Annotated in this window: 13 protein-coding genes; 8 read left to right on the top strand and 5 right to left on the bottom strand. The window is 69.9% G+C overall.

Annotated features, from left to right (window positions below; genetic code table 11):
• The first annotated feature begins 396 nt into the window (after nucleotides 1-396).
• The 7 genes from ACFXJL_RS09505 (at nucleotide 397) to ACFXJL_RS09475 (ending at nucleotide 11,686) form a co-directional block, all read left to right on the top strand.
• The gene (locus tag ACFXJL_RS09505) at nucleotides 397-1,794 is read left to right on the top strand and encodes a hypothetical protein (RefSeq protein WP_384632701.1); all 1,398 of its coding nucleotides are present in this window, start codon (nucleotides 397-399) and stop codon (nucleotides 1,792-1,794) included.
• 194 nt (nucleotides 1,795-1,988) lie between these two features.
• On the top strand, nucleotides 1,989-2,945 hold the full coding sequence (locus tag ACFXJL_RS09500) for a glutamate ABC transporter substrate-binding protein (protein ID WP_358880863.1): 957 nt from the start codon (nucleotides 1,989-1,991) through the stop codon (nucleotides 2,943-2,945).
• A gap of 233 nt (nucleotides 2,946-3,178) precedes the next feature.
• Nucleotides 3,179-4,516 carry a hypothetical protein gene (locus tag ACFXJL_RS09495; RefSeq protein ID WP_384632610.1) on the top strand — a complete coding sequence of 446 codons (1,338 nt, stop codon included), beginning with the start codon at nucleotides 3,179-3,181 and terminating at the stop codon, nucleotides 4,514-4,516.
• A gap of 19 nt (nucleotides 4,517-4,535) precedes the next feature.
• Entirely contained in the window at nucleotides 4,536-7,241 is a 2,706-nt protein-coding gene (locus ACFXJL_RS09490; RefSeq protein WP_384690769.1) for a tetratricopeptide repeat protein, read from the top strand.
• Nucleotides 7,242-7,244: 3 nt separating this feature from the next.
• Nucleotides 7,245-8,822 (top strand): protein phosphatase 2C domain-containing protein, encoded by a 1,578-nt coding sequence (locus tag ACFXJL_RS09485; protein WP_384690766.1) that lies wholly within the window; start codon nucleotides 7,245-7,247, stop codon nucleotides 8,820-8,822.
• Between the two features lie 223 nt (nucleotides 8,823-9,045).
• Nucleotides 9,046-10,404, top strand: coding sequence for a VWA domain-containing protein (locus ACFXJL_RS09480; protein WP_384690763.1), 1,359 nt, complete (start codon nucleotides 9,046-9,048; stop codon nucleotides 10,402-10,404).
• A 91-nt stretch (nucleotides 10,405-10,495) separates the two neighbouring features.
• Nucleotides 10,496-11,686: an FHA domain-containing protein gene (locus ACFXJL_RS09475; protein WP_358880848.1), complete on the top strand. Its 1,191-nt coding sequence runs from the start codon at nucleotides 10,496-10,498 to the stop codon at nucleotides 11,684-11,686.
• A 167-nt stretch (nucleotides 11,687-11,853) separates the two neighbouring features.
• Here ACFXJL_RS09475 and ACFXJL_RS09470 read toward each other — a convergent pair whose 3' ends face one another.
• Nucleotides 11,854-12,843, bottom strand: coding sequence for a methyltransferase domain-containing protein (locus tag ACFXJL_RS09470; protein ID WP_384690760.1), 990 nt, complete (start codon nucleotides 12,841-12,843; stop codon nucleotides 11,854-11,856).
• A 228-nt stretch (nucleotides 12,844-13,071) separates the two neighbouring features.
• On the opposite strand from ACFXJL_RS09470, the gene ACFXJL_RS09465 reads away from it, so the two are divergent.
• A complete protein-coding gene (locus tag ACFXJL_RS09465; RefSeq protein ID WP_329019036.1) occupies nucleotides 13,072-13,476 on the top strand; it encodes a globin in 405 nt (134 codons plus the stop codon).
• An 81-nt stretch (nucleotides 13,477-13,557) separates the two neighbouring features.
• Here the strand turns inward: ACFXJL_RS09465 and ACFXJL_RS09460 are convergent, their stop codons facing one another.
• From ACFXJL_RS09460 to ACFXJL_RS09445, 4 genes are all read right to left on the bottom strand, one after another.
• Nucleotides 13,558-14,235 (bottom strand): hypothetical protein, encoded by a 678-nt coding sequence (locus ACFXJL_RS09460; RefSeq protein WP_358880850.1) that lies wholly within the window; start codon nucleotides 14,233-14,235, stop codon nucleotides 13,558-13,560.
• Complete coding sequence (locus tag ACFXJL_RS09455; RefSeq protein ID WP_358880851.1) at nucleotides 14,232-14,738, bottom strand: thioesterase family protein; 507 nt, start codon at nucleotides 14,736-14,738, stop codon at nucleotides 14,232-14,234. Before ACFXJL_RS09455 ends, ACFXJL_RS09460 begins: the two co-directional genes overlap by 4 nt.
• 11 nt (nucleotides 14,739-14,749) lie before the next feature.
• Complete coding sequence (gene ettA, locus ACFXJL_RS09450; RefSeq protein ID WP_358880852.1) at nucleotides 14,750-16,414, bottom strand: energy-dependent translational throttle protein EttA; 1,665 nt, start codon at nucleotides 16,412-16,414, stop codon at nucleotides 14,750-14,752.
• 526 nt (nucleotides 16,415-16,940) lie between these two features.
• Complete coding sequence (locus tag ACFXJL_RS09445) at nucleotides 16,941-18,473, bottom strand: Cys-Gln thioester bond-forming surface protein (RefSeq protein ID WP_384690756.1); 1,533 nt, start codon at nucleotides 18,471-18,473, stop codon at nucleotides 16,941-16,943.
• Nucleotides 18,474-18,769: the final 296 nt, after the last annotated feature.

Here is an 18,769-nt window from a genome sequence, read left to right as displayed (position 1 = left end):
GGGCCGGTGCGCCACGCGTGCCGGTGCGCCTCGTGAGCCGCCAGCGACTCCGTAACCGCTGGGGGCGTTGAGGCAGGCGGGGCGAAGCTCGCACGGGAGTGGGAACGGGCGACGACGTGCGGGCCGTCGCTCGGTGGGGTGAGCGAGCGGCACGTGTCCCCGATGCAAGCGGCCGACAGGGAACCGATCACTGCCGAGGAGCGTATTCAGGGTGAGGCCCCGAGTCGGTACGGCACGATCCATTGCCACATACACAAGATCCAGTCAATCTAGCTGTGATTGTCCGTCATCGCGGCCATACTGCTGGCCGGGGGCACTCTCCGACCCGCTGGGGAGCGGGCCGATGTCAGCGACCGAGGGGGAGGTCAGGTGACACAGCCGCAGACCGGGCAGCGCATGCCCGTCCAGCCGGCTCCGGCGTCGACGCCCGCGCAGCCGCCCGGGAGCACCGCGGGGCAGGTTCCGACCGGTGGTGCACCGGCGTCCCGTGGCGCCGTGGCCATCGCGGCGGATCGGCTGCGTTCGGCGGCGACCACCGAACCGGGACGACTGAGGATCATGGGTGCCGTCCTGGCGGCGCTGGTGGTCGTCTTCGGCACCGTCACGGCCTTCGAGATCACGGACCGCGCCGAGGCTGCTGATGATGTCGTCAGCCGCAGCCAGCCGTTGAGCGCGGACGCCGCATCCGTCTACCGCTCCCTGGCCGATGCGGACACTGCCGCGTCGAGCGGCTTCCTCGCCGGCTCGGGCGCCGAGCCCGCCGGGGTCCGCGAGCGGTACGAGAAGGACATCGCGGTCGCCTCCCGACTCCTCATCAAGGCCGCCACCCACACGGACGGCACCAGCGAGTCCGGCCGACAGATAGCCACGCTGAACGAACAGCTTCCGCTCTACACCGGCCGAGTGGAGACGGCACGCGCCTACAACCGGCAGGGGCTGCCCCTCGGCGGTGCGTATCTGCGCTTCGCAAACGAGCAGATGAGCAAGGTCCTGCTCCCCGCCGCGCAGAAGTTGTACGACGCCGAGAGCGCCCGCCTCGACAGGGACGACGAGGACGCCCGGTTCTGGCCGGTGCTCTCCGTCTCCCTGGGGCTGTTGGCCCTCGGCGCGCTCGCCTGGACCCAGCACCGTCTCTACCGCCGGACCAACCGCGTCTTCAACCAGGGACTGCTGGCGGCGACGGCCGCCGCCACCGTGGTCCTGCTGTGGCTCGCCGTGGGGCACTCGGTGGCCCGCGCCCAGTTGAACGAGGCGCGCGAGCACGGCCAGCGCTCCCTGAAGGTCCTCAACGACGCACGGATCAGCTCGCTCAAGGCCCGGGCCAACGAGAACCTCACCCTGGTCGCCCGGGGCGCGGTCCTCACCGACGACGGCAAGCGCGACAAGTACGAGTCCGAGTACGGCGCGGGAATGGTCAAGCTCAACGACGGCCTGAGCCGGGCGAAGTCCCTCGCCGATGACAGCGAGGGGCGCGATCCGGTCGAGGCCGCGACGACGAGCGTCGCCCAGTGGCAGGACCGGCACCGGGCGGCGAGCACCACCGACAAGTCGGGCGACTACGACGGCGCGCTGGCCAAGGTCATCGGTGCGAAGGACTCCACCGGGGAGTCGTTCGACCGGGTGGACGCGGCCCTCGCGAAGGCGCTGGCGCACGAGCAGGACGAGTTCACCAGCGCCGCACGTGATGGGCGGGACGCCCTGAGCGGGCTGCCCCTCGGCGCCGCTGCACTCGGGGCCCTGGGCGCTGCCGGCGCCGTCATCGGCATCAACCGCAGGCTTTCGGAGTACCGGTGAGAGGGGGCGGGATGCCGGACGACGAGACCGCGTCCAAGAGCAGATCCCGAGCCGCGGCGGAAGCCGGCGCGCAGGAGCACGGCAGCGGCGGGGCGATGCACCTCCCGGAGCCGGGGGTCGGCGTCGCCAGGCCGGGTGGCCGGGCGGGGTCGCGGGGCAAGTTCAGCCTGCGCGGGTGGGGCGGTGTCGCGGCCATGGCCACCGCCTGTGTACTGACGGCCGTGGGGACACTGCTGCCGCTCTCCCAGGGCGCCGGCTCTGCCCTTCCGGTCATGGGGCACAACATCTCCATGGCAGAGCGCGCCAAGGCCGACACCTGCACCGATCCGGAGGCGTCGCTGACCCCGTCGGCCGCGGACGGGCCGAACATCCTCGCGATCAAGAAGCGCGGCAAGCTGATCGTCGGCGTCGACCAGAACAGCTACCGCTGGGGCTATCGCGATCCGGCGACCGGCGCGCTGAAGGGCTTCGACATCGATCTGGCACGGGCCATCGCCGTGGACATCCTCGGCAAGCCGGATGCCGTCATCTTCCGTGCCATTCCGACCAACCAGCGCATCCCCGCTCTGAACAACGGGACGGTGGACATCGTCGTGCGGACGATGACGATCAACTGTTCCCGGATCAAGCAGGTTGCCTTCTCCACCGCCTACTTCCAGGCGGGCCAGCAGGTCCTGGCGCCCAAGTCCTCCCCCATCACCGGGTACGACGAATCGTTGAAGGGCAAGAAGGTCTGCTCCGCCGAGGGCTCGACCGCCTTCGAAGCACTGGAGAAGAACTCCTTCGGAGCGATCTACAAGGACAAGAACGAGGGCAAGCCCACCGACGAGGACTTCCTGACGGTCTCCAACCAGTTGGACTGTCTGGTGCGCCTGCAAGAGGGGCTGGTCGACGCGGTCGTCACGGACAACGCACTCGCCGCCGGGCAGGCCGCGCAGGACCCCACGGTGGAGCTGAAGGGGAAGAAGCCCTTCACCACCGAGTTCTACGGAGTGGCGACGAAACTCGGCAAGGACGATGTGGTCCGCCGGGTGAACCAGGTCCTGGAGAACTACCGGCAGAGCGCCTGGATGACCGCGTACCAGGAGTGGTTGGCGGATGACCTGCCTGGAATATCCGGGCCTCCCGCGCCCAAGTACCGGGGCGGCTGACGCGGCGCAGGCCCCGGGTTCCGGGGCGCCCGCGCGGCACGATCGGCGGGGGCATCGGCATCCGAGGTGGATGTCGAGCGACGCGCGACCACGCCACGGAATCGACGGCGGTGGAGCACAGAAGGACGAAGGGCCCGCCCTTAGCCGCACGCCCCTGCAAGGGGACGCGAGGGCGGGGCGGCAGCGCTGGAACCGTGCGCACACGCACGGACGACCGACGAGAGAGGTGATCGATGGGCGCCGCGGGACCGTTCGCCGGCTCCGGGAATGCTTCCGGGCCGCCGATGGACCGGGACGAGGTGGACCGTGCACTGGCACGCCTCGGATCCGAGCACGAGGCCATCGAGACCTCGCTGCTCGCCCTCCAGGACCATGCGGGGCGCCGACTCCTCGAAGGCGCCGAGCTGACCGGGGTCACCAAGGACCGTTGGGCTGGCACCGAGCAGTCCATCGCCCTGCTGTGGAACTACTTCGACGCGTACAGCTCCGCCCTGACCGAAGCCCGGGAGCTACGGGCCCGGCGTCGCTGGTCGAGCCGTGAGGACCTGGTCGAGCTCACCGACCGGTTGCGGGGCGCCAGTGTCACCGTCGCGAATGCGACCCCGCAGCTCTCCTCGTCGATCACCGGCCCCGCCAAGCTCTCGGAGCGCTTCAGCCTCGAAGAACTCGTGGCCCGGATGAACGACCTCTACGCCCGCTCCCTGGACATGGTCGTCACGGCGGACGCCGTCTGGTCGGCGCTCCCTGCCCGGATCGACCTGCTCTCGGCGGAGCTCCAGCGCACCCGTTCTCTCGCCCATTCCGTCGGCGTACGACCGGGTGAGCACCCGTCGGGTGATGAACTGGAGTCCATCACCCATGAGCTGACCACCCTGCGCGCCCAGGTCATCTCCGACCCGCTGGCGTTCTGGCGGCCTGCTCCCGGCTCGTCGGCGCCCGGCGGCGGACGACCCGACACCCAGCGCTACGACCGTGCGGCACGGGCGTTGGAGGACATCCGGCGGGAGATCGAAGCGGTGCTGCGGGTCCGCCAGGACTCCGAGGAGCGGCTGATCCGACTGCGGGACCTGCTCTCCCGGGCCGACCGCACCCTGACCGAGGCCCGTTCGGCCCGCGGTGAGGTGCTCGCGAAGATAGCCGCGTCCGAGGTGCCCGCGGTGAGCGGACCGCCCTTCACCCTTCAGGAGCGGCTCGCCACGGCCGCCGAGTACCGACGGCACTCGCAGTGGCATCGGCTCTCCCCGCTGTTGGAGTCCCTGGAGCGGGAGGCGGAGGACGAACTGCTGCGGGCACGGGAGTCGTTGACCGCGGTGACCGCGCCGCTCGCCGTCCGCGCGGAACTGCGCGGCCGGTTGGACGCCTACAAGGCGAAGGTCGCCCGCAACGGCTTCGCCGAGGACCCGCTGCTCATCGAGCGGTACGACGCGGCGCGCAGGATGCTTTGGAGCGCGCCGTGCGATCTTCGGGTGGCCGAGCACGCGGTCCTGCGCTACCAGCAGGCCGCGGCGGAGGCACTCACCCAACGGGAGTCCGATCCAGCGGGCCCCGCTGACCGCGGAGGCATGAGATGAGCGTGCGCAGGGGGGAGTCATGAACGAGGCGACGAGTTGCCAGCGGACCGACTGCGAGGGCAACTACGAGGACATGGGCGGCGGCGAGCTGTACTGCGACACCTGCGGGCTCGCGCCGGTTGCCGCATCGACCGGCTCCGCCACCCGGCGCCGGGCCGGCAGCGGTACGGAGGGCGGCGGGCGCGACAGTGCGTCCGTCCGGAGCAGTTCCCGCTCATCCCGGGCCTCTTCCCGTTCGTCGACCTCGCGCCGCTCGGTCTCGGGACGGCTGTCGCGGTCGTTGACCGGGGCCAATGCGTCATCGCGGTCGGTCTCGGTGCGCAGTTCTGGCACCTCAAGCGGCTCCTCCGCCCGCAATCGGCTGGGCGCCGGCCTGGTGGTCGTACCGGAAGTGCCGCGACCGGATCCCCGTGCGGCCGTGATGAGCGATCCCGAGGTGCCCGAACGCAAGCGGTTCTGCTCGCGCTCCGAGTGCGGTGCTCCCGTGGGGCGTTCGCGCGGCGACCGTCCGGGGCGTACGGAAGGCTTCTGCACCGCCTGTGGGCATCTGTACTCCTTCGTACCCAAACTGGCGCCCGGTGACATCGTGCGCGGGCAGTACGAGGTGGTCGGCTGTCTGGCCCACGGGGGCCTGGGCTGGGTCTATCTGGCGGTGGACCGCGCCGTCTCCGACCGCTGGGTGGTTCTGAAGGGCCTCCTCGACACCGGTGACCAGGACGCCATGGCCGCGGCGATCTCAGAGCGCAGGTTCCTCGCCGAGATCGAACACTCCAACATCGTCCGCATCTACAACTTCGTCGAGCACCTGGACCAGCGCAACGGCTCGCTCGACGGCTACATCGTCATGGAGTACGTGGGCGGGAAGTCGCTCAAGGAGTTGGCGAACGACCGTCGGGACGCCGAGGGCAAGCGGGATCCGCTGCCCGTGGAGCAGGCGTGCGCCTATGGGATCGAGGCGCTGGAGGCGCTCGGCCATCTGCACAGCAGAAACCTGCTGTACTGCGACTTCAAGGTCGACAATGCGATCCAGCAGCAGGACCAGCTCAAACTGATCGACATGGGCGCGGTCCGACGGATGGACGACGAGGAATCGGCGATCTACGGCACCGTCGGCTACCAGGCCCCCGAGGTCGCCGACGTCGGGCCTTCCGTGGCCTCCGACCTCTACACCGTCGCCCGGACGCTGGCTGTGCTGACCTTCGACTTCCAGGGCTACACGAATGTCTTCGTGGACTCCCTGCCCGACCCGGAGCACATCCAGGTCTTCCGTACCTACGAGTCGTTCTACCGGCTCCTGGTCCGGGCGACCGATCCGGACCCGGCCCGACGGTTCTCCTCCGCACAGGAGATGGCCGAACAGCTGACGGGGGTGCTGCGCGAGGTCGTGTCGATCCAGACGGGCCGCGCCCGCCCCTCGATGTCCACCCTCTTCGGTCCGGAACTGCGGGTCACGGACTCGGAGCTGTTCGCGGAGCTGACCGAGGACGTGTCGCAGCTCGGCGCCCGCACCGCACGCCGAGGAGGAAAGCCCGCCGCGCCGGCGTCGATCCCGCGCCAGCCCGGTCCCGGGACCGGTGGAGCGACGGCTTCGGCATCCCTCGGGAAGAGCGCCGCCGGTACCGCGGCCGTCGGGCACCCGCAAGCAGCCCCCGGTGCACCGAACGGCGCCCTGACCGCCGCTGCCGGCGAGGGCGCGGCCCTCGTCGTCGCCACGGGCGCGGCAGGGGCCCGGCTGACACCGCATCTCATCTCCCTGGACACCCGGGCCTTCTCGCTCGCCCTCCCCGTCCCCCGGGTGGACCCGAACGACCCCCACGCCGGCTTCCTGGCCGGGTTGATGACCTCGGCGCCCGCCGAGTTGATCGCAGCCCTGCGCAGCACCCCGACCGCGTCCCCGGAGATCCGTCTGCGAGAGCTGCGCGCCCAGTTGGAGACGGGCGACGTCGACTCCGCCGTGACCGCCCTGCGCACGTTGGAGACCGAGCACACCGACGACTGGCGGGTGGTCTGGTACCGCGGTCTGACCTCCTTGGTGACCGGGGACCACGCAGCGGCTGCGCTCTCCTTCGACGCCGTGTACGACGCGTTCCCGGGTGAACCTGCGCCCAAGCTCGCTCTGGGCGTCTGCGCCGAGGTGCTCGGTCAGTTGGACAACGCGGCGGAGTACTACCGCCTGGTGTGGACGACCGACCCCAGCTATGTCAGCGCCGCGTTCGGTCTTGCCCGCGTACAACTCGCCTCCGGCGACCGGGCCGGGGCGGTCCGCACCCTGGAATCGGTGCCGGAAGCGTCCATCCACTACACGGCGGCCAGGGTCGCAGCGGTCAGGGCTCGGTTGCGGCGGCGGGGCGCGCACGACCCCCTGATGGATGATCTGGCCGCGGCGGCGGCGCAGGTGGAAGCCTTGAAAACGTTCGGTCTCGACGCCGTTCGCCGTGAACAGTTGTCCACAGAGGTACTCGGCACGGCGCTGGACTGGGTACTCTCCGGTAGTCCCGGAGCATCGCAGCCCGTACCGGACCCGTCGAGCACGTCACAGCCCGGCAGCGCGACCGCCGCGCGGCAGGCACCGACCCGACTGCTCGGCAGTGAACTGGACGAACGCGGACTGCGCTTCGGGCTGGAACGCTCGTTCCGGGTGCTCGCCCGGCTCGCCCAGCGGGGTGAGGAGCGGATGGACCTGGTGGAGCGTGCCAACCGCTTCCGCCCCCGGACGTGGGTGTGATCGATGTCGTCTCAGATGCATCAGTCGGCCGCGGGGCCGTCGTGCCCCGGCTGCTCCGAACCGCTGGAGGAGGGTGACCGCTACTGCGGGGCGTGTGGCTTCGACCTCTCCGCCTTCCCTGCACAGGTGGGACGGGATCGTCCGACGCTCGTCCTGGGCGTGCCGGTCGGCCCGGCCGCCTGGCCGCGTGCCGCGGGCGTCGACAGCGCGGGGACTCCCGCCCGGGTGCAGCATCCCGGAGAGCTGCCCGGCATGGACTCCCGCGGGGTGCAACTGCCCACCTTCGCCCCGGGGCACGCCGGTGCGGACGGCCACGGCACTGCCGGCGCCGGGCCGTCGTACGGCAGCGCGGCCAGCGGGTACGGCACCGGGAGTGCCCCTCACCCCACGGCCGGCACACCCGCCCATGGCTCACCGGCCGGGGCCTTCCCCGCAGGTGGTGCCGCGCCGTTCGGCTACGCGGCCGACGGGTCCACCGGGGAGCCATCCGCCACCGGGAGTGGGCCATCGCCCCAACCCCTGCGCCATGACGACCCCCGGTCGTCGTCGGGCGCTGTCCCGGGCGCTGACGGGGACTTCACCTTGCCCGCACCCGGGGAGGGCGCCGGCGACCCGACGGCGACACCGCACATCGCCAAGGTGTGCGTGGCCTGTCGGGCCGGCCGGGTGGACACCGACGGGTACTGCGAGAACTGCGGCCATGCGCAGCCCCGAGAGCGCGACCACATGGAGCTCGAACTGGTCGGAATCGCCGCGGTGAGCGACCGCGGGCTGCGCCACCACCGCAACGAGGACGCGTTCGCCATCGCCACGACCGCGCTCCCCGACGGCTCTCCCGCCATCACGGCGATCGTCTGCGACGGTGTCTCGTCCGCGGTCCGTCCGGACGAGGCGTCGCTGGCCGCAGCTTCGGCGGCCAATGCGTTCCTGGCGGGCTGCCTGCCCCGCGGGACGCATCCCCAACAGGCCATGCGGGACGCCATCGTCGCCGCCGCTGACGCGGTCAACGCCCTGGCCGATGGGAACCCACCGGTCGATCCTCTGGAGCCGCCGCCCGCGAACCAGTTGAACGCACCCGCGTGCACGATCGTCGGGGCGATCTGTGCGGCGGGCCTCCTGGTCGTCGGCTGGGTCGGTGACAGCCGGGTGTACTGGGTGCCCGACGACCGCAGCGCTCCCGCCGCCCGGCTGACGGAGGACGACTCCTGGGCGGCCCAGATGGTCGCCGCGGGATTGATGAGCGAGGAGGAGGCGTACGCAGACCGGCGTGCCCATGCCATCACCGGGTGGTTGGGTGCCGACGCCTATGAACTGGACCCGCACACGGCGGCCTTCAAGCCGGACCGCCCGGGCGTGGTGGTGGTCTGCACCGACGGTCTGTGGAACTACGCGGAGGCCGCCGAGGACATGGCCAGGGTCATTCCGCCCGATGCCTCCGTCCGTCCCCTCCACAGCGCCCAAGTCCTCGTAGGTCACGCCCTGGACGGCGGGGGCCACGACAACGTGACCGTCGCGGTGGTGCCGTTCACGGTGGAACCGCACGGCTCCGAATCCGTCTGGCCCCCATCCGGACCGGCATGAGCAGGGCCCGAGTCCTTCCGGTGACGGCGCACTTCGACGTCCGGCGCTCCCGCCCGGCCGTCCGGGCGAGCCGCAGCGCACCCCGAGGAGCCGTTGGTGAGCGCCGCCCGGACCGATCCGAGCCGGCCGATCCGCACCACCGAGCCCGTCTTCGGTCCCCGCAGCCCACGGGGTCCTCCCGCTGACCGATCCTCCCGAGTGGAGTGTTCAAGGAGCCCATCAGATGGCCGTTTTCTCCAAGTCCCAGGTGCCGCAGTTCTCCGTCGACGTCTATCAGAACGAGTTCCTGCCCGAAGGCGGGCGGGAGGTCAACGCGATCGTGACGGTCACCTCGACCGGTGGGGGTACCACCCGGGGAGTCCAGCTCACGAGCGCTTCGACGACGCCCGATGCGATACCGGGGCCGTCCTCGGGCGCGGCCGTCGTCATCATGGTCGACTGCTCGGGTTCGATGGACTATCCGCCGACCAAGATGCGCAATGCCCGTAATGCCACCGCCGCCGCGATCGACACCCTGCGCGACGGAGTGGAGTTCGCCGTGGTCGCGGGTACCCACCGGGCCACGGAGGTCTATCCGGGCGATGGACGACTGGCGGTCGCCGACGCGGACAGCCGGGCGGCGGCCAAGGACTCGCTGCGCAGGCTCTCGGCGAGCGGCGGTACGGCCATCGGCACCTGGCTACGACTGACGGACACCCTGCTCGCCACGGCCAACAGCGCCATCCGGCACGGAATCCTGCTGACCGACGGGCGCAACGAGCACGAGACTCCGGAGGAGTTGCAGAAGGCACTGCGGGCCGCCACCGGACGTTTCACCTGTGACGCGCGGGGCGTGGGGACCGACTGGGAGGTCAAGGAGGTCACCGGTATCGCGTCCGCGCTGCTGGGCACGGCTGACATCGTCGCGGACCCGACCCATCTCGCCGAGGACTTCACCGGGATGATGGAGAAGGCGATGGGCAAGGGGATCGCCGATGTTGCCCTGCGCCTGTGGACACCCGTCGGTGTGGAGATCAAGTTCGTGAAGCAGGTCGCTCCCACGGTCGAGGACCTGACCCCGCGGCGCACCCAGGCCGGCCCGCGCGCCGGGGACTACCCGACCGGCTCGTGGGGCGACGAGTCCCGCGATTATCACGTGTGCGTGGAAGTGCCCCAGGCCAGCATCGGACAGGAAATGCTGGCGGCCCGCGCTTCCTTGATCATCCCGTCCGTGGACGGGAGCGCGCCCCAGGTGCTCTCCCAGGGGCTGATACGAGCGGTCTGGACGGATGACATGGCGGCGTCGACGTCCATCAACCCGCAGGTGGCGCACTACACAGGCCAGGCCGAACTAGCACAAGTCATCCAACAAGGGCTTGATGCTCGCAAGTCCGGTCATATCGATGATGCGACGGCCAAGCTGGGGCGTGCGGTGCAGCTCGCCGCGGCCTCGGGGAACGAAGACACTGCGAAACTCCTTTCGAAGGTGGTGGACGTGGTCGACGTCGCGACAGGTACTGTGCGACTGAAGGCCAAGGTCGCGGACGCCGACGAGATGACTCTCGAAACACGCTCCACAAAGACGGTGCGCGTGAAGAAGTGATCGGCGCGCTCGCGTCCACGGCACACACGATCAGCGATGTCATGAAGTGGGACGGCCCTCGGGCCGGACAAGGAGAGGGGGAAGCGCCGACATGCCGACCTGCCCGAACGGACACCAGTCGGGTTCCGATGACTGGTGCGAGGTCTGCGGCCACCGCATGGCCCCCGGCGCTCCTCCAGGAGCCGCACCACCGCCGTCGTACGGCTACCCCGGCCAGGGCGACCCGAACGCCACCGCCGTGGCCGAGTTGTGTCCGCAGTGCCGCACCCCGCGCGAGGCGATGGCCCCGTACTGCGAGGAGTGCCGGTACAACTTCCTGACGCACACGGCGACCTCCTACACCCCCCTCGCGCCGCCGCCACAGCAGCAGCAGTCGGGGCTGAATCTGCCCTCGGGGTTCACCAGCCAGCCGCCCCCGCGCCAGCAGTCGCCCCAGCAGGGCCACGGACAGCAGCACGACCCCTTCGACTACCAGGGTTCGCGGCCGTCACAGCTCAACCGGCCGGCCGAGCCGCTGAACGACCCGTCCGGCCGCCAGCACTCCGGCTATGCGCAGCCCCCCGGTTTCCCCCAGGGGCCCGGGCACCAGGCGCCGCCCTCGTACCAGCAGCAGCCCGCTCCCCCGATACCCCAGCAGCCGCACCAGCCCGGCAACGACGACTGGATGATCCCTCCGCCCTCCCAGGGCCAGGGTTCCCCCGGGGCGCAGAACCAGGGCATGCAGGCCGGTCTCTCGCTCTTCCAGCAGCAGTCCGGCCCCTCCAGCCACGGCAGCGCCCCATCGCAGTACGGCGAGCAGGGTCGGCAGATGCAGTCCGGTGGCCATGAGCAGGGCGACCCCGGTCGGCACCAGTCCGCTCCGCCCTACCAGCCTCAAGGAGGGTGGAGCGCCGTCATCGCGCCGGACCGCGAGTACTTCCTGGCGATGATGCAGCGCAGCGGGCCGGACGCGACGGGGCTCACCGTCCCCGCGTACTCGCCGGAACAGCACCTACCGCTCTCGGGCAGCCAGATCACCATCGGCCGACGCCGCCAGTCGACCGGGGAAGCCCCGGACATCGACCTGTCGGTGCCGCCGGAGGACCCGGGCGTCTCGCACAAGCACGCGGTACTGGTGCAGCAGCAGGACGGCTCGTGGGCCGTGGTCGACCAGAACTCCACCAACGGCACCACGATCAACGGCGGTGAAGAGCCGATCCAGCCGTATGTGCCGGTGCCCTTGAACGACGGCGACCGTGTGCACGTCGGCGCCTGGACGACGATCACCCTTCGCCGGGGCTAGATCCACAGGCGCGGCGGTTACGGCCGCACCGATCGGCGGCACCCCGTACTCATGGCCCATCGGCCGTCGGTACGGGGGTGCCGTCGATTCCGTTCGTTCCTCGGCGGTGGCCGATTCACGGCTGAGTGCAGGAGAGCCCCCGCCCCATGGCATCGGGCAGGCTGGCGCTACTCCGTGGCCGTACGCCCGAGCGGCCAGGCATAGGGACCGTCCGGGTCGTCCAGCCAGGCCCACTGGTGATCGGCCGTGACCGTCACTCCGAACCGGTCGCGCAGCGGGCGGCCCTCGCGCTCCCACAGCGAGAGCGCCTCCCGTGGATCGAGGCCGCCGGCGGTCAGGGTCAGCAAGAAGCGGAAGAGATCGTTCTCCAGCAGCCGACGGGGAAGTCCACCCATGCGTCGCTCCGGCACCGCGTCTGATCCGCGTAGTGCGACGAAGTACGCGGACGTCCGCAGGAAGTGCCCCTCGGCGCTGCGCCCGCCGACGTCGTCGCGCACCCTGAGGGAGATCAACCCGGTGGACAGGGGGGCGAGGATGAGAGCGTCCGGGTTGCACTGGGCCAACCAACCGGGAGGAACGGACGGCAAGGTACAGGTCGCGATGATCCGGTCGAACGGTGCCCGGTCGGGGCAGCCCCGCGCTCCGTCACCGGTGACCACAGTGGGACGGTAGCCCGCCGCTGCGAGATGCGCCCGGGCGGACTCGGTGATCTCCGTGTCCATGTCGATGCTGGTGACCTTGGAGTCCCCGAGCCGATGGCAGAGCAGGGCGGCGTTGTAGCCGGTGCCCGCCCCGATCTCCAGCACCGAGTGGCCTGGCCGCACCTGAAGGGCTTCGAGCATCCCGGCCATGAGGGACGGCTGACTGCTGGACGAGATCAGTTCGCCGTCCCGCACCCGAGTGGCCAGCGGACCGTCGTAGTACGCCCCGCGCAACCAGCGCTCCCTGCGCACCGGGTCGGGGTCCTCGCCCCAGAACCGCTCGTATCTGCCCGTGCGGTTCACGAAGTAGTAGGGCACGAAGAGGTGCCTCGGCACCTCTTCAAAGGCGAGACGCCAAGCGGGGTCGGTCAGTCCGCCCCCGTCCGTAATCAGCCGCACGAGAGCCGCCCGCGCCTCGTCGGCGGGCTCGCCATACGGTTCCAGTCCCGTCCCCATGCCTCCACTGTCCACCGAGGGGGGCGGCTGTGCGAGCACCCGCGCCCGCGTACCCGCCAGTAGCGTCGAGGGCCTTCCGGTGCAAGGGGAGAAGGTCCTAGGGCCCGGGTCCTCGGCCGGTCCGTCTGAGACGATGGACGTGTGCGGCTTTGCCCGGGGAACCCGCCCCGGGCCCCCGGACAGTCACCCCCCGGGGCCGGTCAGATACACATTGCGAGGCTCATCCACGTGAACGACATCCCGCGCGGCACGCTTCAGGAGCAGACCTTCTACGAGCAGGTCGGCGGCGAAGAGACGTTCCGTCGTCTGGTGCACCGCTTCTACCAGGGCGTCGCCGGGGACCCCGAGTTGCGGGCGATGTACCCGGAGGAGGACCTCGGCCCCGCGGAGGAACGCTTCAGGCTCTTCCTGATCCAGTACTGGGGCGGCCCGCGCACCTACAGCGAGAACCGCGGCCATCCCCGACTGCGGATGCGGCACGCGCCGTTCAAGGTGGACCAGGCAGCGCACGACGCCTGGCTCAGGCACATGCGGGACGCCGTGGACGAATTGGACCTTGCGCCGGAGCACGAAGAAACGCTGTGGAGCTACTTGACCTACGCGGCGGCTTCCATGCTGAACACCCCCGGCTAGGGCTCTCCACAGCGGGGCGGGGCGCTGGACCGGGAGGGACCCTGCCTCCGCAGGATGCGTGTCCCGGTGTCCCCTTGAGCGTCACCCTCTGGTGGGGGTGACGTTCAGCCCTCCCAGGCCGGCCGTCCGAACCGCGACGGTACCGAAGGGCGTACCCAGTCTGAGCCAGGACCCCGCCGAGAGAAGTGCTACCGCGACTCCCGGCCGTAGGAAGCCCAAGGACTGGGCGGCATGGACGGCCCGCAGCGGGAGCGGGGTGGCGCCGACCGTACGGGACCAGATCTCACGGCCGATCTGATCACGCTCCAACCGGCTGCGGCGCTCGGCGGGCAACTCCTCGTCGCGGCGGCGGAACTCGGCGACGGCGGCAGCCACCGCCTCCCTCATCGCCTCCACCGGAGGAAGCCCCGCGAGCCTGCGCCAGCCCCCGCGCGGCGGCAGTACACCCGCCCACGGCGGACCGGTGACCGCGTCGGGCACGATGAAGCCGGCGTCCGAGATGCCTTCCAGCAGCTCGCCCGCGGAGACGGTGACGTCCAGCTGGGCGGGAGCCCGGAGCCGCGAGGTCCGTATCGCCAGCACCTCAAAGGAGGGCGGACGGCCGAACACGGCAAGATGGGGTTGGGGACCGTCGGGACCACCGGCTTGGAGCCGGACGGCCGCAGCGCGGTCGTAGTGGATCAGGCGGGCGAGGAAGGCGGTGAGGTCCTCCGCCTCCCTCGCGTCGACGAAGTACAGACCACGCGCGGGGACACTCATCCGACGAGGGCGTCCTCGTCTGCCGCGGCGGACGTTGCGGGGCCCGTCCCGGCTTCCGTCTCAGGAAGGTACTTCTGGAGGAACGACTTCTCCTCCGCAGTGATCCGACGCGGTCGGCCCGCCGCCAGGTCGTACGGCACGACAACGGTCGAGGCCCGCACATAGACCTGCGGAGCGTCCCCGGCGCCGCCGTGGACCTGTGCGTCCGAAGCGTCGTCCTTGACCTCGTACGTGATGGTGAGGGAAGCCGCGCCGATGCGCGTCACCCATGACTCGACGATCACCGGTTCATGTCGATGGACGAGCGGCCGTATGTAGTCGATCTCGTGCCGCGCGACCACGGACCCCCCGGAGAACGAGGGGGAACCGTCACCCGGCGCCAGTCGGAACATGAAGTCAATGCGCGCCTCTTCCAGATACCGCAGGAAGACGACGTTGTTGACGTGCCCGAAGGCGTCCATGTCCGACCAGCGGAGGGGACAGCGGTAGATATGCCGAGCCATGGGTTCTCGCCTCAGCCTCGGGTGAGCTTCTTGTACGTGGCACGGTGCGGACGGGCCGCGTCCGGGCCGAGACGCTCGATCTTGTTCTTCTCGTACGACTCGAAGTTGCCCTCGAACCAGAACCACTTCGACTCACCCTCGTACGCGAGGATGTGCGTCGCCACTCGGTCCAGGAACCAACGGTCGTGGGAGACGACCACGGCCGCACCGGGGAACTCCAGCAGGGCGTTCTCCAAGGACGACAGGGTCTCGACGTCGAGGTCGTTGGTGGGCTCGTCGAGGAGCAGCAGGTTGCCGCCCTGCTTCAGGGTGAGCGCGAGGTTCAGCCGGTTGCGCTCACCGCCCGAGAGGATGCCCGCGGGCTTCTGCTGGTCCGGGCCCTTGAATCCGAAGGCGGAGACATAGGCGCGGGACGGCATCTCGACCTGGCCGACGTTGATGTAGTCGAGTTCGTCGGAGACCACGGCCCACAGCGACTTCTTGGGGTCGATGTTGGCGCGGCTCTGGTCGACGTAGGAGATCTTGACCGTCTCGCCGACCTTGATCACGCCGGAGTCGGGCTCTTCGAGGCCCTGGATCATCTTGAACAGGGTGGTCTTGCCGGCGCCGTTCGGACCGATGACACCGACGATGCCGTTACGGGGCAGCGTGAAGCTGAGGTCGTCGATGAGGAGCTTGTCGCCGAAGCCCTTCGAGAGGTTCTCCACCTCGACGACGACACTGCCGAGCCGGGGGCCCGGCGGGATCTGGATCTCCTCGAAGTCCAGCTTCCGCATCTTGTCGGCCTCGGCCGCCATCTCCTCGTAGCGAGCGAGACGGGCCTTGGACTTGGCCTGGCGCCCCTTGGCGTTGGAGCGGACCCACTCCAACTCCTCCTTGAGGCGCTTGGCGCGCTTGGCGTCCTTCTGCCCCTCGACCTTGAGCCGGGACTGCTTGGACTCCAGGTAGGTGGAGTAGTTGCCCTCGTAGCCGATGGCGCGACCGCGGTCGAGTTCGAGGATCCAGCCGGCGACGTTGTCGAGGAAGTACCGGTCGTGGGTGATGGCGACGACGGTGCCCGCGTACTTGGCGAGGTGGGCCTCAAGCCACTGCACGGACTCGGCGTCGAGGTGGTTGGTGGGCTCGTCGAGGAGCAGCAGGTCGGGGGCTTCCAGCAGCAGCTTGCACAGGGCGACGCGGCGCTTCTCACCACCGGAGAGATTGGTGACGGCCCAGTCCCCGGGCGGGCAGCCGAGGGCGTCCATCGCCTGCTCCAGCTGGGCGTCGAGGTCCCAGGCGTTGGCGTGGTCCAACTCCTCCTGGAGCTTGCCCATCTCGTCGAGCAGGGCGTCCGAGTAGTCGGTCGCCATCTGCTCGGCGATCTCGTTGAACCGGTCCAGCTTGCCCTTGACCTCGGCGACACCGCCCTGGACGTTCTCCAGGACCGTCTTCGACTCGTCCAACGGCGGTTCCTGGAGCAGGATGCCGACCGTGTAGCCGGGGGACAGGAACGCATCACCGTTGGAGGGCTGCTCCAGACCGGCCATGATCTTCAAGACGGTGGACTTACCGGCGCCGTTTGGGCCGACCACACCGATCTTCGCGCCGGGCAGGAAGCTCAGCGTCACGTCATCGAGGATGACCTTGTCGCCGTGCGCCTTGCGCGTCTTGCGCATCGTGTAGATGTACTCAGCCAAGAGAAACCGTCCGGCAAGAAGTGGATGGGCAGATACACCCCATCTTGCCGTACGTCCACCTGAGGATGAAAACGAGTAGTCGGCGGGACATGGGCGCTCGGGGTGCCGATCAACCGGGAGTCCGCTCGTTCCCGACCGGTCCCGGCCGCTGTGGGCGGTCGGGACCGCCATCGATGCACGCGGCTTCCGGTGGCAGGGTGGGATGAATGCGGCTTACGGACGGGCAACAGGGGCTGGATTGGCCCCGTGCCCAGGTGCCGACATCTCATCCGGCCAAGCGGCACGGGCTGGGGATGCGACTCCAGCCAAGCGGGCCCGGGCCGGGGATGTGACCCCGGAGGCGCTGCAATCGGTTCGTGCGGCCCGGCACGGGAACATATGCCCGGTCGGACGGTCACCGTGCGGGTGGCCCCTGGAGTCCAACAGATCGCCAGCCCCGCATGCACAGGCGCGAGCCCCGCATGCACAGGGGACCTGCGGTGTTCCTCTGCATGCGGAGCTGTGACCGTGTCGGGCTCCGGTGGGGCTATGCGTCCGTCCCTGGCCGGGCGGCCTGGTCAGCGCGACCGCCACCGGGCTCGGGCGTCTTCTTCTTGCGGAGGAAGAAGACGGCGCCGCCGCCGATCACCACGAGGACGACCGCGGTGCCTGCGATCACCGGGGTGTAGTCGGAACCGCCCGTCGCGGCGAGGTCGCCTTCCAGGGCCGTCGACAACCCTCCGGTCGCGGGCCCACCGGTCACAGACCCGACGGCGGTGGGCGGCCCGGTCTGCGTGCCCGGGGCCTGCGCCGCCGTCTCGATGTCCGGCGCACCGCTGACCTTGCAGTCCAGGAGCCCTGCGAAGGTCTTCGAGAAGCCTCCGGGGCCCGTGACGGCGAACTGATAGGGCTGGTCTTCGGCCACGGGGACGGCGACGGTCTTCGATGCCCCGACGGGGACCGTGTGGGCGGTGCCCGCCACGTCCACGGTGAGCGGTGCGTCCCCACGGTTGCTCACGGTGACGTCGATGCCCCCCTCGGCGCAGTTCTTCCGCGCGGAGACGGCAGGGATCGCACCGGTCTGCGCCCAGGTCGCCACGGCCGTGGCCGAGACCGTGGACTCGCTGGAACCGGCGAGGATCTGCGTCTGGCTCTTGCTCGACGCCGCGAACGCCCGGCCGACGGGTACGGATGTGGCCGCCTGTGCGGTCAGCTCGGCCGTTCCATCGGGGGTCCCGGCTGGGACGTCGAAGTAGACCTTGCTGCCGTTGACCGCGGAGGCGATGGGCTGTCCGGCCAGATCCGTTATCTGAACACCGCTGACGGCCGAGTCCGCGGGTGGTGCGATCGCGACCCGGTCCGCGTCGGTCCGGACCGTGACCGGGCCGATGCGACTACCGCTCTTACCGGAGACGGCACTGGGTTCGAGGGTGAGGGAAGCCTGCGGCTCGCTGAGCTTCTTGGCCTTCTTGTGCAGCCAATCCGCCAGCTTCTCGGCCGCGGGGTCGACCGCTGTGACGTCGGCGTTGTCCGAGTAGCGCCAGATCGCCACCTGGGTGCCCGCCGCAGCCGCCTGCTGAGTGAGCGGACCGGTCTTGGCCGCCTTCGCCAACTCGGCCAGATCGTCGACCTGGGGGTAGGAGTGCTGAAGTATCCAACGGATCTTGCCGGCGTTCTTGTTGACGCCCAGCGAAGTCTCACTCCAGGAGGTCTCCAGGTACTTCGCCTGGTCCTGGGTCGGGTGGTGGATGTCGATGCAGTACGTCTTCAGCCGACCACCACCGTCGACGGTGAGCTCGAAGACACCTGCGGGGATGGAGTGACCCTTGCCGTTGACCCGCAGCACGGCACGGTCGAAGGTCGTCAGACCGTTGAGCGTGGCCACGGCTCCGCCCTGGTGCTGAGTGCTGTCGTCGGCGACCGCAGCATCCGCGCCGACGATGGCCCCCGTCGCGATGAATCCCGACACCAGAGCAGCCGTTGCCAGACGACGTACGGTCCCCCTGCCGACAGCGGACACGGCGAACTTCACAAACACAGCATTCCCCTTCGAGCGAGGCGCCGGTTGCGCGTGGCACATGGCCCCGTGGTGACGCGTGGGCAAGTGCCTCGCCAGCAACTCAAGTGCCCCGTGAGTACTGGGGAATCCTAGAGAGACACCGACGCCCAGTCCCCCGCCAAAGGGTCAGATAAGCATTCCGAATCGGAATCGTTATCGCGCTCCACGTGGCGGGCGGGGGTTCGGTCAGAGGCTTCCATTCCACTTCAGCGGATATTTACAACTCGCTTACAAAGCATGGTCAGCAGTCTCATCGAGGCAGTGGGAGATTCCTGATTGGGCGGTCAGCAAGAGCCTCGGAGACGAGGGTGAACCAG

It is taken from the genome of Streptomyces sp. NPDC059256 (genome assembly GCF_042753785.1).
GTDB lineage: Bacteria > Actinomycetota > Actinomycetes > Streptomycetales > Streptomycetaceae > Streptomyces.
Note: the sequence above shows the minus strand (reverse complement) of the source record. Positions and strands in the feature narration are given on the sequence as shown.

Coding starts and splice junctions, on each gene's coding strand:
- ACFXJL_RS09470 (WP_384690760.1), bottom strand. CDS start 12,843: ATGGGGACGGGACTGGAACCGTATGGCGAGCCCGCCGACGAGGCGCGG.
- ACFXJL_RS09500 (WP_358880863.1), top strand. CDS start 1,989: ATGGCCACCGCCTGTGTACTGACGGCCGTGGGGACACTGCTGCCGCTC.
- ACFXJL_RS09490 (WP_384690769.1), top strand. CDS start 4,536: ATGAACGAGGCGACGAGTTGCCAGCGGACCGACTGCGAGGGCAACTAC.
- ACFXJL_RS09480 (WP_384690763.1), top strand. CDS start 9,046: ATGGCCGTTTTCTCCAAGTCCCAGGTGCCGCAGTTCTCCGTCGACGTC.
- ACFXJL_RS09475 (WP_358880848.1), top strand. CDS start 10,496: ATGCCGACCTGCCCGAACGGACACCAGTCGGGTTCCGATGACTGGTGC.
- ACFXJL_RS09505 (WP_384632701.1), top strand. CDS start 397: ATGCCCGTCCAGCCGGCTCCGGCGTCGACGCCCGCGCAGCCGCCCGGG.
- ACFXJL_RS09485 (WP_384690766.1), top strand. CDS start 7,245: ATGTCGTCTCAGATGCATCAGTCGGCCGCGGGGCCGTCGTGCCCCGGC.
- ACFXJL_RS09495 (WP_384632610.1), top strand. CDS start 3,179: ATGGGCGCCGCGGGACCGTTCGCCGGCTCCGGGAATGCTTCCGGGCCG.
- ACFXJL_RS09445 (WP_384690756.1), bottom strand. CDS start 18,473: ATGTGCCACGCGCAACCGGCGCCTCGCTCGAAGGGGAATGCTGTGTTT.
- ACFXJL_RS09460 (WP_358880850.1), bottom strand. CDS start 14,235: ATGAGTGTCCCCGCGCGTGGTCTGTACTTCGTCGACGCGAGGGAGGCG.
- ACFXJL_RS09455 (WP_358880851.1), bottom strand. CDS start 14,738: ATGGCTCGGCATATCTACCGCTGTCCCCTCCGCTGGTCGGACATGGAC.